Below are 13887 nucleotides of genomic sequence, written 5' to 3'. Positions count from 1 at the left end.
CGACCCGCTTCCCATGCGCAGGTGACAGATGAGCGTTGCTGGATTTGAAGAATTCGCGAACACGGTGAGCAGCCGGACAAGTACCCGCGCCGCAATCCCAGGTCGCGCCCTGACGCGGGTGACCGTGCTGGGCGGCGGGGACGATGCGCGCATGTATGCTGCTCTGGCCCTTGCGGAAAACCGGGAGGTCACTCTCTTTTCGGCTTACGGGCAGGAACTGGACGACTTGCGGAGCGCCGGCAGCGTGACCCTGCGTGGCGAGGGCCCGATTGGTTCGTTCCATGTAAACCAGCCCTCGGGGCCGTCCATCCGCACCACTGCGGCGCTGGATCAGGCCGTAGCCGGGGCCGAACTGATCCTGCTGACCGGTCCGCTCCACAAGCAGCGCACCTATGCGATGGTTCTTGCGGATCATCTGCGGGACGGGCAGGTCCTGGTTCTGCCAAACGCCCGCTCTCTGGGCGCTGTCGAGGTGGCCTGGCTGTTGCAGACCGGTGGTTGTGCCGCCGATGTGACCATCGTCGAATGCGGCGGTGCACCCTATTGGATCCAGCGGGACAGGTCGGCGCTGATCCTGTCGGCTTGTGGTTCGGTTCCGGTGGCGACGCTCCCCCAGGGTCGCTCCGACGTGCTTTCTGGGTTGAAGCCCTTGTTTCCCAACGCCAGTGCAGAACTCTCGTGCGTGCATTCCGGCTTTGACGACGCCAGTGCGGCGGTCGAGCTTCCAGCGCTGCTGATTGGCGGTCCGGCCGCCCCCTGTGGTGCGCCTCTGGTACAGCAAGGTGGCGTGCCATTGGCCGAAAACGCGACATTCCGCACCCTGATCGGCGCAGCGCATCAGGCCGTGATCGCGCGGCTCTGGGAAGAACGTGTCGCCGTCGCCGCCGATTTCGGCGTGCGCGGTCTCGAGGACGCGGCGGCAGCCACGCAAAGGGTCGCGGGAAATCTGCGCGGCGCGGGCGCCCGGCAGGTTCCCGACAGTGCCGAGGCGAAGGAGCTTTTGCGCGCCGGGGTGATCGGGTCGCTGATCCCGTTGGTGTCGGCGGCCGAGCTGACCGGGCGCAATGTGCCGATGACGCGGGCAATGATCGACTTGGCCATGACCGTGCTCGAGCGCGACCTGCGCGGCGCCGGGCGCAATCTCAACTCAATCGGCGTAACGGCGACGGATGTCAGCGCAGCGCGCCGCCAGTTTGATGCAATTCTGAACGGGGGCCTCCATGGATAAGGATCTCAAATCCATCGCCAGCGCCCGCCGCACCGTCGAACGGGCGTGGGAAGCTTATAACAAGTTTCTGGGCACCGACCCCAAGCTGATCGACGAAATCGTCGATGCCATGGCACGTGCGATCGAACCCGAGGCCGAGCGGCTGGCGGTGCTGGCAGTCGAGGAAACCGGATACGGCAACGTGCCCGACAAGCGGGTGAAGAACCTGTTCAATGCCCTGTCGGTGGCCGATTACCTGCGCGAGATTACGACACTGGGCGTGTTGTGGCGCGACGATGCCGCCAAGATCGCCGCTATCGGGGTGCCGATGGGAGTGGTGGCTGCATTGATCCCGGTGACGAACCCGAATTCCACCATCATCTACAAGGTGCTGAGCGCAGTGAAGGCCGGTAACGCCATCGTCTGCGCGCCGCATCCGCGCGGTCTGAAATCGGGGATCGAGACGGTCAAGATTCTCGCCGACGTCGCCGAAAGCATGGGCGCCCCCAAAGGGCTGATCCAGTGCCTGGAGGAAGTCACGCTGGAAGGCACCGCCGAGCTGATGCGACATAAGCGTACCAGCGTTGTCATGGCCACCGGTGGGCCGGCGATGGTCAAGGCGGCTTATAGCTCGGGCAAGCCGACCCTGGCAGTGGGCGCGGGCAACGTGCCCTGCTATGTCCACAAATCCAAGGCGCATATGCTGGGCGAAGTGGCCGAGCAGATCATCACCTCGAAATGCTTCGACTATGGCACCGCCTGCGTCAGCGAACAGGCGGTGGTGGCGGACAAGGAGATCGCCCGCGAGCTGCGCCAGGAGATGAAGATGCGCGGTGCCTATTTCTGCACACCGCAAGAGGCCGACCGGCTGGCCAAGGTTATCTTTTCCGGCAAGCACGCGATGAACCCCAGCAACGTGGGTCAAAGCCCCGAAAGCCTCGCCCGTCAGGCCAGTATTTCGCTGCCGCCCAACACGCGCTGCCTTGTCAGCGAGGAATCCGAGATCGGCTGGCACCGTCCGTTGACGGCGGAAAAGCTGAATCCGGTGCTGGCGTTCTTCGAGGCGCCGACCAGCGAAGAAGGCGTCAACATCGCCGAGCGCATCGCCAAGTTCGAGGGTTGGGGGCATTCGTCGATCATCCATTCCGACGATCCTTCGGTCGTGGCCGAGTTCAGCCGCATTCCGACGGGCCGCATCCTGGTCAACACGCCAGGTATCCTGGGTGGCATGGGCTACTCCACCGATCTGGAACCCTCGTTCATGCTGGGTACTGGCACATGGTCCGGCTCGATCACCTCGGACAACGTGACGGCGTTGCACCTGATCAACATCAAGCGCGTGGCCTACGAGAACCGGCCCTGGCGCGACATCTACGAAGATTACGGAGCTTGATAAATGGCTATCACCATTCGCGCGCTTGTGCAGATCGACAACCTTCAACCGAAATTCGCGGCTTTCAACGGTGCCACCGTCCAGGGGTCGGTTCCGCTGGCCGGCGATACGGTGCTGATCGGTGAATTCGCGCCGGGCAACGGAGTGTTTACCCTGATCGACCGGGCGCTCAAAGCGTCGTCGGTGGAAACCACAACGCAGCTTGTCGAGCGCGAGTTCGGGTTTTTCATCCTGCGGTCCAGTTCCAACGCCGAAGTGTCGGCGGCCCGCGATGCGATCCTGGCAGAGCTTGGACAGAGCATGTCGGACCGGATCAAGCCGACCGTGGCCTCGACCCAGCTGATCACCAGCGTCGAACCCTATCAGGCGCAGCTTCTGAACAAGTGGCGCAAGGGCTCGCTGATCGTGCCGGGTCAGACCTTGGGCATCGTGGAATGTGAACCGGCCGCCTATATCACGCAGGCTGCCAACGAGGCCGAAAAAGCCGCCAATATCGACATCGTCGAGGTGCGTGCGGTGGGCAAGTTCGGGCGTCTCTTCGTCTCGGGCGGAGAGGATGATGTGAAGAACGCTCTGGAGGCGGCTTCGGCTGCGATCGAGGCGATTGACGGGACCGCCCGGAAATGAGCAAGCGGCGCGTCATAGGGGCCGAAACGGTCGCCGAGGCGCGCAAGCGCCAACGAAATATCATCGAGGTCCTGCCGGGCGACATCGTGACCTCCGAGGCCAGGGATCAGGCTGACCGCCTTGGCATCGCTCTGGTGGCCGGGCCGTTGGAAAAACCGCTTGCGGTGCGCACCGACGGCAACACCGCAGCGCGCCGGGCGCTTTGGCGGCGCTCGCCAAAATGGGTGGCGCCGTCGAACCGGATCAGCCATCGGCCGCGCCGGTTCCGCAAGATCGCCTTTATCGGTGCAGGTGGTGTTGGTGCCAACGCGGCGCATCTGTGCGCCAATGCGGACATGGCCGAGGAACTGACCCTGATCGACATTTCACCGGGCGTGGCCGAGGCGACGGCCCTGGACCTGAACCACGCCAGCGGCGTAACCCGCTCGCGGGCACGGGCCAATGGCGGCACCTCGCTGTCCCTGGTCGAAGGTGCCGATGTGGTACTGGTCACGGCGGGGCGACCGCGCCAGCCGGGCATGACCCGTGCCGACCTGATCGACGTGAACCGACGGGTGATCCATGCCGCGGGTGCGGCCATCGCTGCCCATGCGCCGAACGCCATCGTCATCGTCGTCACCAATCCGCTGGACGAAATGACCTTCGAGATGCTGCGCGCGACCGGGTTTCCCCGCAACCAGGTGCTGGGCATGGCGGGAACGCTGGACAGTTCGCGTTTTCGCAATGCGCTGGCCATGGCGGCGGGCGTGACCACTGCGGATGTCGAGGCGGTGACGCTGGGCAGTCATGGCGAGGAGATGGCGCCGATCGTGTCGGCCTCGCGCATCAAGGGGCGGCCTCTGGACGTGTTCCTCAGCGAGGAAAAGATCGCCGCCTGCGTCAAGGATGCGATAACAGGCGGCGGCCAGGTCGTGGCCCTCAAGAAAACCGGATCAGCGGTGATCGCACCAGCGCACAGCTCGGTCGAGGTGATGGACCACATTCGCGGCGCGCGCGCCGGAACGGTGCCGGTCTCGGTCATGCTGGAAGGTGAATACGGTATCGACGGCGCGGTGCTGGGGGTGCCTTGTCATCTGGGTCAGTCCGGGCTGGTGAGCGTGGATGAAATGAAACTCCTGCCGGATGAACTGGCCGCGCTCAAGGCTGCGGCCGAGGCGATCCGCAATAGGCTGGCGGAATGATGGCCAAGGCAACCTATTTCTCGGGCGGTAGGTTCGAACAGGTGGGCTCTTATGCACGTGCAAAGCGGGTCGGGCCCTTTGTCTGGGTTGCGGGCACCACCGCCATCGAACCCAACGGCAAACTGCACGCGCCCGGGGATGCCTATGCGCAGTCGGTCTATATCTTTGGCCGCATTCGCGAGGCGCTGGAGGAGGTGGGCGCCGAGATGCGCCATGTTGTACGCACAACAGGGTTCCTGACCGATATGGCCACGGGTGCAGCCGGGCTGGTCCGTGCCCATGGTGAGACGTTCAAGGGCATAAATCCGGTCATGGCGGCGGTCGAGGCCGGGCTGACCACGCCGGGCATGGTTGTGGAAATCATGGTCGACGCCGTGATCCATGACGAGAATGGTACGATTCCGTTGACCTGAGCCACCCCTGTTCGCCCCGCCCGGCGGGGCGGAACACGACATCCGGGCGTTTGGTCTGGCACGCCTGACCCGCCGCGAGAGACAAGCCATCACCGCAAGACCACCGATGAAAATGGCTATTCTTCTGACCGACACCGATGTGTCTGAGTTTGCCAGCGGCTTCGCCGATGCCCTGGGTGCAGCCCTGGCAGGAGGATATGCGTTTCTGGCGCGCGCGTGACGAGGACGTCACCCGTCTGCCCGAGGGCGCGGTAACGCTTGGCTATGATCCTCGGTCCGACATCAGCGCCTAATCCACCGGAGCGCATGCCTTCACCACCCAGCATCACCCCGAGATCACCCCGGACTTCATGCAGGGCATGCTGGAGGTTCTGGCCGATGCCGTCGAGCCCGGTCTGCTGGCCGAAGCGAGATCAAGCAGCGACGGCGGCGCCGAAGGTGTGCGGTTCGCCGAATCGATGGCGAGATTTTTCGAGTTGCCGCGTCAGGGATGACCCCTTCGCAGTCTCGTTGGCCTGTGTGCCGTCAGGCTGCGTCACGATTTTCTCCACGACGGAGACAAGGATTGACTGAATTAGGATACCGTGTACTGTATACGGAATACATAGTTCTGGGAGGATCAACATGAATTGGAACACGCAACTGTGGCTGGGTTCGGTTTCGCTCGCCTGCTTGATGAGCGCCGGGATCGCCGCTGCGGACGTTAAGGTGGGGTTCATCGGATCGCTTGCATCCGACGCGGGTCGCAGCACGCTGCGCGGGGCACAGATCGCCATCGACGAGTTGAATGCCAGGGGAGGCGTTCTCGGCGGTCAGCAGATCACCCTGGTCGAGGCCGACACCGGGGAGGACGTGACCGAGGGCATCAAGGCCTATGAGTACCTTGCTGAAACCGAAGAGGTCGACTTCATCATATCCGGGTCGATCGACGATGTGAGCCTTGGCTGGCTGCCGCGTATGGTCGAGTATCAGATCCCGACCCTGGACACCTGGACCAGCTATATCGGCATTATCGACAAGCTGGTCGAGGACTATGACGACTACAAACCCTATTTCATGAATGTCGCCTCTGACGAGGCGTTGGCGACACTGTATATCGATTTCGGCAAAGACGTGCTGGCCGGTCAGATGGGTTGGAAATCGGTGGTGATCCTTCAGGAAGACACCGCGTTCGGCGGCGCCATCAACGGGCTGGTCAGTCAGCTGCTGGCACCCGAGGCTGGCATCGAGGTGGTGGACACCATCGTCTATGACGTAGCGACGGTCGACTTCTCGCCGATCTTCAACCGGGCCGTGGATAGCGGGGCGGATTTCATCTATATCATCTCGTCGGTCAACTCGCAGGTGGTCAGCTCGCAATACGTGAAGTTGCAAGTGCCCAAGGCAATGACCGGGGTGAACGTGGCGGCACTGGGCCAGGAATACTGGGAAGACACCGGCGGTGCCGGGGGTGGCATCTCGACCTTGTCGCCGGTGCCCTCGGTCGGCTTCGCGTTGGACCCCGTAAGCAAGGCATTTGCTGACAAATACGTGGAGCGATTTGGCGACAGCCGTCCGAAATTCCCCCATTTCAACGGGTTCAACGCCTATCACGGCATTTACCAGGCATTTGCAGCTGCCGAAGAGGCGGGCGGGTTCAACAACACCACCTGGGTCGAGGCGATGGAGAAACAGGACATCGTGCTGGAACGGGATGGCCAGATGTGGCTGCGCTACGGCTTTTGGCAACCGGGCGAGGTCGAGCCGCGCACCGGGCGCACCTATCCGCACAACATCCGCTTTGACATTACGCCGCCCTATGACGATGGCGCGCCGTCGATGGTGGTGATCCAGTGGTACGAGGACGGCACGAACGCTGTTGTCTATCCACCGAAATACGCCACCGGTGAATTCAAGGTCCCAAGCTGGGTCAAGTGACCCCTCGCTGGTCCGGGGGCGTCTTCCTCACGCCCCCGGATCGATGACGATGACTTTTCCCAAAGGATGACCTCATGAGCCAGATCCTGATCCAGGGCCTGCTGCTGAGCGGCCTCTATGCGCTAATCTCCATCGGTTTCACCATGATCTTCAGCGTCGGGCGCGTTCTGAACCTCGCCTATGGCGCCTATCTGATGCTGGGCGGGTACAGTTATTTCTGGGTGGTGCAAAGTTTGGGTTTTCCAAAGATCGCCGGGATACTGGTGGCCGTCGCGGTCGGCATTCTTGCCGGACTTCTGAAACACCGCCTGATCGTGAAGCCCTTGAAATCGGACCCGGTTGCCGTGGAGATTTCGACGTTGATCCTTGCGGTGGTGATCCAGGCGGGTATCGTCCTTGTGTTCAACGACAGTCCCAAAATCATGCACCCTATCGTCAACGGGGTCTGGCGGGTCGGTGGGGCGACCGTCACCTACAACATTCTGGCGGCGACCATCGCCAGCTGGGTGATCCTGATCGGGCTTTATCACTTTGTACGAAGGACTCATGTTGGGCGCGCCATTTCGGCGGTCAGCATGGATGTCAAGGGCGCGGCGATTTCCGGTATCAATCCCGACCGGATCAACATGATCACATGGGGGCTGTCGGGCGCTTTGGGCGCTGTGGCGGGCGTTTTCTTTGCCTCGTACACCCAGCTTTCGCCGTCGATGTGGGTGGCGCCCCTGATCATCGCCGTGGCGGTGGTGATCGTCGGCGGCATCGGGTCGATCATCGGCACGCTGATCGTCGCCCACATAATCGGCTTCATGGAGATCATCTCGACCACGCTGATCGCGGCCGAGCTGCGCGGCGTGTTCACCATGTTGTTGATCATCACGGTGCTGGTTCTGATGCCCAAAGGGCTGTTCGGACGGGGAGAGCTCTGACATGACACCCGCAATCAAATGGCAACACATGCTTTACTGGGCGCTGTTCCTCGGCGGCATGGCCTTGCTGCCGCAACTGGTCGGCAAGGGGACGCTGCGCACCATCATCTTTGCCAACTACCTGGCGATCTTCGCCATGAGTTGGGATGTGCTGTCTGGGCGCACCGGTTATATCAGTTTCGGCCACCCCTTTCTGATCGGTATCGGGGCCTATACCAGCGCGATCCTGAGCTATCGTTTCGACGTGCCTTTGGGATACTCGATCCCGATTGCCGTTGTGGTGACGATGGCAGCGGGCATCCTTTTCTTCCTGCCGGCATTGCGCATCAAGGGCACCTACTTCGCGCTGGTCACACTGGCCTTCATGGAATTGATGTATCAGTTGGTGCAGGTGATCCGCCCCGACCTGACCGGCGGAACGCGTGGCATCTCGGGGGTCGAGACCCTGATCAGAGGCGCTGAGAACAACTATTATATTTCGCTCGGATTGATGGGGGTGATCGCCATGTCCCTGTGGGCGATGATGAAAACCCGGCTCGGCACGGCTTTGTCGGCCATCGGAATGAACGAGGAAGCGGTCGAAGGTTCCGGGCTGAACACCACCAAGCTGAAGCTGTTCGCCTTTACCGTCGGCGCCGGAGTCGCCGGTATTGGCGGCGCCTTCTACGTACATTATCTGGGCTCCATCGCACCGCGAGCGCTCTTCGACATCAACTTTCTTTTCACCATCATCGTGGCCGCCCTGCTGGGTGGGGCCTCGACCATCATCGGCCCACTGGGCGGAGCGTTTTTCCTGACCTTCCTGCTGGAATACCTCCGGCCCTTCCTGCCTGGGGCTGAACGATACTTCATCTATGGGGGCATTGCGCTGGTGCTCTATATGTATCAGCCCAAAGGCCTCTACGAAGTGATCCGGCAGGGCCGCGCCAGATTGACCGGAGGCCGCACATGAGCACGATCCTCGAACTCGATCATGTGGTGAAGCGTTTTGGCGGGTTGGTGGCCACGAATGACATGTCATTCGTGGTGGACAAGGGCGAAAGCGTGGGGCTGATCGGCCCGAACGGGGCCGGCAAGACCACGATCTTTTCCCTGATCATGGGCGAGCACAGGGTCAATTCCGGTTCGATCCGCCTGCATGGCGAGGAGTTGACGCGCCTGCCGACCCACAAGCGCATCCGCCGGGGCGTCGCGCGGACCTACCAGGTGCCACGTCCCTTTGCGGACATGGACGTGCTGGCCAATATCGAGGTCGGACTGATGCCGGATTCGATCCTGGGCATGCTGCTGTCGCCCTTTGACCACAAGGAGGGAGTCGCCCTGGCCCGGTCGGTCGGGCTGAGCGAAGGGGATCTGCATCGCGACCCGGCAGAGCTGAGCATGGGAGACCTGCGCAAGCTCGAACTGGCGCGAACCCTGGCGACCCGGCCCGAAGTCATGCTGTTGGACGAGGTATTCGCCGGGCTGACAGCGGGCGAGATCTCGCAAATCTCGGGCCTGCTCAACGAGAAGCGGCAAGAGGGGCTGACCTATGTCATCGTCAGCCACGATCTGCGCTCGCTCGAACCGCTGATCGACCGCGCCATCGCGATGGCGCAGGGCACATTCGTCTGCCAGGGCAGTTATCAGGAGGTCATGAGCAACGAGGCCGTGCGCATGGCCTATCTGGGACATTGAGGGGGCACGCAATGGCATTGCTGGAAATCGAAAATCTCTCGGCCTTTTATGGACGGGCGCAATCGCTGCATGACGTCTCGTTCTCGGTCGAGAAGGGGGATATCGTGGCGGTAATCGGCACCAATGGTGCGGGCAAGTCCACGCTGATGGATTCAATCATGGGCATGGTCACGAATACCGGTGCGATCCGGCTGGACGGGCAGAACCTGGTTGGGCGCCGCTCGTCTGAGATCGTCGAGATGGGCGTGGGCTACGCGCCTGAACGGGCGCACCTGTTCCCTTTCATGACGGTCGAGGACAATTTGCTGGTTGGCGGTTACACCGCCCGCGACGACATCGCCCGCAACCTGGCCCATGTGCACGAACTGTTCCCCGTTCTCAAGGCTCGTGCCAATCAGGAAACCGCGACCCAATCCGGCGGCGAACGCCAGATGGTGTCCGTGGGCCGGGCCTTGATGACCTCTCCGCGGCTTCTGCTGGTGGATGAGCCCACGATCGGCCTGTCTCCCAAGGTCTGCTCGGAGATTGCCCAGACATTGCGTCGTCTGAATGAAGAGGACGGGCTGACCATTCTCATCACCGAGCAGAACATCAACTTCGCGATGTCGTTGGCGCGCAGGGTCCATGTCCTCGAAACCGGCCATCTGCGCATCAGTGGCACGCCCGAGGAGTTGATGGAGGACGATGATCTGAACAGGGCGTATTTCGGGACATGAGGGGGGAATACACAGGCTCTAATCCTCCGGCTGCAACTCCGTAAACAGTGTCAGGTTCATTCCGGGACTGTAACGTAGCCGGAAGAGCGGTTTCGCCGACAGTAAGGGGCGCTCCTCCGCCTCGACAGCCGGTTTCTTCTTGTCGGTACCATGCCTCGACACCGAGGCCGCCAGGTTTCCGAACTACTCCCCGCGCGAAAGGTTCTCTCCGACGGGAGTTTGGCGAGGAGGATTTGTCGTCAGGCAACCGAAAAGCAATTTGTAGGCGTCGCAACGTGCGCAGCAGCGGCTTTCTTGGGTTATTGAATTGACAGGAAAGTTCGACATGAGCTTTCTTGTAATCAGAGTTCTGCCTCGATCCCTTGTGCACCGCATTGTGCCAAGACCGAGGCAATCGCCCGACCGCTGCCGTGGCCCGCGCCGTTGACCAGCGTGGTCCTGTCGCCCAGGTCGATGGACAGCCCGACGAAGCTACAGGTCCGTCAGGCTGCCAAGTGCCCGTTCGACGGTGAAGGCGACGGTTTCCGACAGTGTCGGATGGGCGTGTACGGTCAGCGCGATATCTTCCAGCGTTGCCCCCATTTCCATCGCCAGCACGCATTCCGCGAGAAGTTCGCCCGCATTGCGCCCGACCAGGGTAGCGCCCAGAACCCGGTGGCTGGTGGGGCAATGGACCAGTTTGGTCAGCCCGTCGCCACCGCCTGCGGACAGGTTTCGCCCACTCGCCGCCCAGGGGAAGCACGCGACCTTGTGAGAGATGTCGCGTTCCTTGGCCTGCGCCTGTGTCAATCCGGCCCAGGCCACCTTGGTGCCGGTATGGATCGTAATCCCGTCCGCCTCCAGCGCCGCATGCAGGATGCGCGCCGCCTCGGTATCGGCGCCGGGGGCGATCTGGTCCATGAACTCGATCACTGTCACATCCGAACCAAGCGCGGCGTAAACCGTCGCCATCTCAAGCCCGATGATGCCGCCGCCGACGATAGCCAGCCGTTTCGGCAGCGCGCGCAGGTCCAGAGCAGCCGTCGAATCCCAGATGCGGTCGTCCTCGGGCCAGCCCGGCAGGCGCACCGTGGCGGAGCCCACGGCGATCACCGCCTGATCAAAGGTCCATGGCTTGCCGCATATCTCAAGGCTCTGCGCCCCGGTGAACTCTGCGGTGCCCCGCACCACCTGCACCTCGCGACGCTTGGCAACCCGACAAGCCCACCGGTCAACTGTCCGACGATCGCGTCCTTCCTGGCGCGGAGCATGTCGAGATCGACCGCCACCTTGCCCGTGGAAATGCCCCAGACGCTGCCATGGCGGGTTTCGCGGAGGATCTCGGCGGCATGCAACAACGCCTTGGACGGAACGCAGCCCTCGTTCAGGCAAACCCCACCCAGCGTGGCGCGCGGATCGACCAGCACCACCTTGCGGCCCAGATCAGCGGCGCGAAAGGCGCTGGCATATCCGCCGGGTCCGGCGCCAAGCACGATGAAATCGGCGTGATTTTCCGCCATCCCGGCCCCCTCAGACCATGATCCGGCGCGGATCGGCGATCAGCCCGGCCAGGTAGGTCATGAACCGCGCCGCATCGGCGCCGTTGATCACCCGGTGGTCATAGCTCAGGTCCAGCGGCACCATCGGCACCGGGCGCGGCGTGTCGCCCTCCCAGAGTGTGACCGTCTCGGTCCGGGTAATGCCAAGGATCGCGACCTCGGGCGGGTTGACGATGGGGGTAAAGCCGAGGCCGCCGATGCCGCCGAGATTCGAGATCGACATCGACGCGCCGCCCATCTCGTCCGGCCCGATCTTGCGCGCCTGCGCGCGATCGGCGAGGTCGCTGATCTCGTCCGCGATCTGCCACAGCCCCTTGCGATCCACGTTGCGCAGCACCGGCACCATCAGGCCATGGGCAGTGTCCACGGCAATGCCGATATGCACGTAATCCTTAAGGATCAGGGCCTTGCCGTCAGGGCTGAGCGAGGCGTTAAAGCGCGGAAATTCGCGCAACGCCCGCGCCAGCGCCTTGGCCTGGAACGCCAGCGCGGTCAGTTTGACACCGCGCGCCTGCGCTTCGGGCTTCAGCTCTTTCCGCAGCGTGTCGATGGCGGTGACATCGGCGCGGTCATGATGCGTCACCTGCGGGATCAGAGCGTTGGCAGCCGCCAGGTTGCCTGCGGCCACCCGGGCGAACCGGCTCATCGGGTCTTCGGTGACGGGCCCATATTGCGCATGATCCACGTCCCAATAGGTCGTGTCTCCAACGGGTCCGGCGGCCGGTTTGCCGCTCTCCAGATCCTCGCGCGCGATTGTCGTGCGGCCCAGTTCGCGGGCCAGCTTTTCCAGGTCGATGCCCTTTTGCAGGGCCAGCGCCCGGACCGAAGGCGGTGCGATGACATCAGACATGCCGCTCACCATGCCGCCGAGATGTACTGGGTTTCCATGAATTCGAGCATGCCCTCGTGCCCGCCCTCACGGCCCAGCCCCGATTGCTTGACCCCGCCAAACGGCGCCGCCGGATCGCTGACCAGGCCACGGTTTAGGCCGACCATGCCATATTCCAGCCGCTCGCAAACCTGCAGTGCGCGTTTCATATCCTCGGAGAAGACATAGGCGACAAGCCCGTATTCGGTGTCGTTGGCGCGGGTGATGACCTCTTCCTGATCGGTGAAGGTCTGGATCGCGGCGACCGGGCCGAAGATTTCGTCATGTACGCAGTCCGCGGTTTCCGGAACGTTCGACAGAACGGTGGGTGGGTAGTAGAAGCCCTTTCCGTCCGGCACGGTGCCGCCGCATTCTACTTTCGCCCCCTTGGCAACGGCGTCGGCCACGAACGCGGCCACCTTGTCGCGGGTGTCCGCATTGACCAGCGGACCGACATCGACAGAGGGATCCGTGCCATCGCCCACCTTGAGCGCGGACATGGCGGCGGCAAGGCGGCGGGTGAACTCCTCGGCTATGCTTTGATGCACGTAAATGCGGTTGGCGGCGGTACAGGCCTCGCCCAGGTTGCGCATCTTGGCCAGCATCGTGCCCTCGATGGCCGTGTCCATGTCGGCATCTTCGAACACCACCACGGGTGCGTTGCCGCCCAGCTCCATCGCCGGTTTCAGGACCTGGTCGGCGGCGCCCTTGAGCAGCTTGCGGCCTACGCCTGTGGAGCCGGTGAAGCTGACCACGCGCACGCGCGGATCGTGCATCAGGTGATCGACCAGCGCGCCGGTCTTGCGGCTGGGCAGCACATTGACCAGACCCGACGGCACGCCGGCCTCCTCAAGCAACGGCATCAGCGCGAGCATGGTCAGTGGCGTTTCCGAGGCCGGCTTGATGATCACCGCGCAGCCCGCGGCCAGCGCTGGTGCGATCTTGCGGGTGCCCATGGCCGCAGGATAGTTCCAAGGTGTCACCAAAACGGCGAGGCCGGCAGGCTTGTGCTGCACCATGATCCGCGCGCCAGAGGCAGGCGCATGGGTGATCAGCCCATCGGCGCGTACGGCCTCTTCCGCGAACCAGCGAAAGAATTCGGCGGCATAGGTCGCCTCGCCCATAGCATCCGCGCGGGCCTTGCCGTTTTCCAGCGTGATCAGGTGGGCAAAGTCTTCAAGCCGGGCAGTCATCAGTTCCCAGGCCTTGCGCAGCACTTCCGAGCGGGCGCGGGGCGTGCGGGCGGCCCAGTCTTTCATCGCGGCCTCGGCAGCATCCAGCGCGGCCTCGGCGTCGGCGATATCGGCGGAGGCGACAGAGGCGAGTACCTCTTCGGTGGCGGGGTTGAGCACATCGAAACGCCCGGCGCTGCCCTTGTGCCATTGGCCGTTGATATAGAGATCGGTGTAGTCCATGTCGGTCTC

At 63.0% G+C, this 13887-nt stretch carries 15 protein-coding genes; 11 read left to right on the top strand and 4 right to left on the bottom strand.

The window, feature by feature from the left end; translation table 11 throughout:
* Positions 1-28: 28 nt before the first annotated feature.
* From AC2FLM_RS22745 to AC2FLM_RS22695, 11 genes are all read left to right on the top strand, one after another.
* On the top strand, positions 29-1228 hold the full coding sequence (locus AC2FLM_RS22745) for a hypothetical protein (protein ID WP_496860063.1): 1200 nt from the start codon (positions 29-31) through the stop codon (positions 1226-1228).
* Positions 1221-2600, top strand: a complete 1380-nt coding sequence (locus tag AC2FLM_RS22740) for an aldehyde dehydrogenase family protein (protein WP_234143763.1) — start codon at positions 1221-1223, stop codon at positions 2598-2600. Before AC2FLM_RS22745 ends, AC2FLM_RS22740 begins: the two co-directional genes overlap by 8 nt.
* Before the next feature lie 3 nt (positions 2601-2603).
* The gene (locus AC2FLM_RS22735) at positions 2604-3227 is read left to right on the top strand and encodes a BMC domain-containing protein (RefSeq protein WP_234143764.1); all 624 of its coding nucleotides are present in this window, start codon (positions 2604-2606) and stop codon (positions 3225-3227) included.
* Entirely contained in the window at positions 3224-4408 is a 1185-nt protein-coding gene (locus AC2FLM_RS22730; protein WP_496860062.1) for a malate dehydrogenase, read from the top strand. Before AC2FLM_RS22735 ends, AC2FLM_RS22730 begins: the two co-directional genes overlap by 4 nt.
* Positions 4405-4821 (top strand): Rid family hydrolase, encoded by a 417-nt coding sequence (locus tag AC2FLM_RS22725; protein ID WP_234143766.1) that lies wholly within the window; start codon positions 4405-4407, stop codon positions 4819-4821. The genes AC2FLM_RS22730 and AC2FLM_RS22725 overlap by 4 nt, the downstream gene beginning before the upstream one ends.
* 350 nt (positions 4822-5171) lie before the next feature.
* Positions 5172-5315 carry a hypothetical protein gene (locus AC2FLM_RS22720; protein WP_496860061.1) on the top strand — a complete coding sequence of 48 codons (144 nt, stop codon included), beginning with the start codon at positions 5172-5174 and terminating at the stop codon, positions 5313-5315.
* A gap of 130 nt (positions 5316-5445) precedes the next feature.
* Complete coding sequence (locus AC2FLM_RS22715) at positions 5446-6738, top strand: ABC transporter substrate-binding protein (RefSeq protein WP_234143768.1); 1293 nt, start codon at positions 5446-5448, stop codon at positions 6736-6738.
* Positions 6739-6812: 74 nt separating this feature from the next.
* The gene (locus AC2FLM_RS22710; RefSeq protein WP_496860060.1) at positions 6813-7664 is read left to right on the top strand and encodes a branched-chain amino acid ABC transporter permease; all 852 of its coding nucleotides are present in this window, start codon (positions 6813-6815) and stop codon (positions 7662-7664) included.
* Position 7665: 1 nt separating this feature from the next.
* Positions 7666-8616 (top strand): branched-chain amino acid ABC transporter permease, encoded by a 951-nt coding sequence (locus AC2FLM_RS22705; protein WP_234220007.1) that lies wholly within the window; start codon positions 7666-7668, stop codon positions 8614-8616.
* Positions 8613-9341 (top strand): ABC transporter ATP-binding protein, encoded by a 729-nt coding sequence (locus AC2FLM_RS22700; protein WP_234220006.1) that lies wholly within the window; start codon positions 8613-8615, stop codon positions 9339-9341. Before AC2FLM_RS22705 ends, AC2FLM_RS22700 begins: the two co-directional genes overlap by 4 nt.
* Before the next feature lie 11 nt (positions 9342-9352).
* A complete protein-coding gene (locus tag AC2FLM_RS22695) occupies positions 9353-10057 on the top strand; it encodes an ABC transporter ATP-binding protein (RefSeq protein ID WP_234143772.1) in 705 nt (234 codons plus the stop codon).
* A gap of 471 nt (positions 10058-10528) precedes the next feature.
* On the opposite strand, the gene AC2FLM_RS22690 is transcribed toward AC2FLM_RS22695, so the two are convergent.
* Genes AC2FLM_RS22690 through AC2FLM_RS22675 form a run of 4 tightly spaced genes read right to left on the bottom strand, consistent with a single transcriptional unit; the run spans position 10529 to position 13878 of the window.
* On the bottom strand, positions 10529-11224 hold the full coding sequence (locus tag AC2FLM_RS22690) for an oxidoreductase dimerization domain-containing protein (RefSeq protein ID WP_496860059.1): 696 nt from the start codon (positions 11222-11224) through the stop codon (positions 10529-10531).
* Positions 11146-11556 (bottom strand): FAD-dependent oxidoreductase, encoded by a 411-nt coding sequence (locus tag AC2FLM_RS22685; protein WP_496860058.1) that lies wholly within the window; start codon positions 11554-11556, stop codon positions 11146-11148. The genes AC2FLM_RS22690 and AC2FLM_RS22685 overlap by 79 nt, the downstream gene beginning before the upstream one ends.
* Before the next feature lie 10 nt (positions 11557-11566).
* Positions 11567-12445 (bottom strand): 2-oxo acid dehydrogenase subunit E2, encoded by an 879-nt coding sequence (locus tag AC2FLM_RS22680; RefSeq protein ID WP_496860057.1) that lies wholly within the window; start codon positions 12443-12445, stop codon positions 11567-11569.
* 5 nt (positions 12446-12450) lie between these two features.
* Complete coding sequence (locus AC2FLM_RS22675; RefSeq protein ID WP_496860056.1) at positions 12451-13878, bottom strand: NAD-dependent succinate-semialdehyde dehydrogenase; 1428 nt, start codon at positions 13876-13878, stop codon at positions 12451-12453.
* Positions 13879-13887: the final 9 nt, after the last annotated feature.

The sequence above is a fragment of the Ruegeria sp. SAZD011 genome (assembly GCF_059612545.1).
Note: the sequence above shows the minus strand (reverse complement) of the source record. Positions and strands in the feature narration are given on the sequence as shown.

What these genes read in the sequence shown, in the direction of transcription:
- AC2FLM_RS22745 (WP_496860063.1), top strand. Translation starts at nt 29, where the DNA reads ATGAGCGTTGCTGGATTTGAAGAATTCGCGAACACGGTGAGCAGCCGG.
- AC2FLM_RS22740 (WP_234143763.1), top strand. Translation starts at nt 1,221, where the DNA reads ATGGATAAGGATCTCAAATCCATCGCCAGCGCCCGCCGCACCGTCGAA.
- AC2FLM_RS22735 (WP_234143764.1), top strand. Translation starts at nt 2,604, where the DNA reads ATGGCTATCACCATTCGCGCGCTTGTGCAGATCGACAACCTTCAACCG.
- AC2FLM_RS22730 (WP_496860062.1), top strand. Translation starts at nt 3,224, where the DNA reads ATGAGCAAGCGGCGCGTCATAGGGGCCGAAACGGTCGCCGAGGCGCGC.
- AC2FLM_RS22725 (WP_234143766.1), top strand. Translation starts at nt 4,405, where the DNA reads ATGATGGCCAAGGCAACCTATTTCTCGGGCGGTAGGTTCGAACAGGTG.
- AC2FLM_RS22720 (WP_496860061.1), top strand. Translation starts at nt 5,172, where the DNA reads ATGCAGGGCATGCTGGAGGTTCTGGCCGATGCCGTCGAGCCCGGTCTG.
- AC2FLM_RS22715 (WP_234143768.1), top strand. Translation starts at nt 5,446, where the DNA reads ATGAATTGGAACACGCAACTGTGGCTGGGTTCGGTTTCGCTCGCCTGC.
- AC2FLM_RS22710 (WP_496860060.1), top strand. Translation starts at nt 6,813, where the DNA reads ATGAGCCAGATCCTGATCCAGGGCCTGCTGCTGAGCGGCCTCTATGCG.
- AC2FLM_RS22705 (WP_234220007.1), top strand. Translation starts at nt 7,666, where the DNA reads ATGACACCCGCAATCAAATGGCAACACATGCTTTACTGGGCGCTGTTC.
- AC2FLM_RS22700 (WP_234220006.1), top strand. Translation starts at nt 8,613, where the DNA reads ATGAGCACGATCCTCGAACTCGATCATGTGGTGAAGCGTTTTGGCGGG.
- AC2FLM_RS22695 (WP_234143772.1), top strand. Translation starts at nt 9,353, where the DNA reads ATGGCATTGCTGGAAATCGAAAATCTCTCGGCCTTTTATGGACGGGCG.
- AC2FLM_RS22685 (WP_496860058.1), bottom strand. Translation starts at nt 11,556, where the DNA reads ATGGCGGAAAATCACGCCGATTTCATCGTGCTTGGCGCCGGACCCGGC.
- AC2FLM_RS22680 (WP_496860057.1), bottom strand. Translation starts at nt 12,445, where the DNA reads ATGTCTGATGTCATCGCACCGCCTTCGGTCCGGGCGCTGGCCCTGCAA.
- AC2FLM_RS22675 (WP_496860056.1), bottom strand. Translation starts at nt 13,878, where the DNA reads ATGGACTACACCGATCTCTATATCAACGGCCAATGGCACAAGGGCAGC.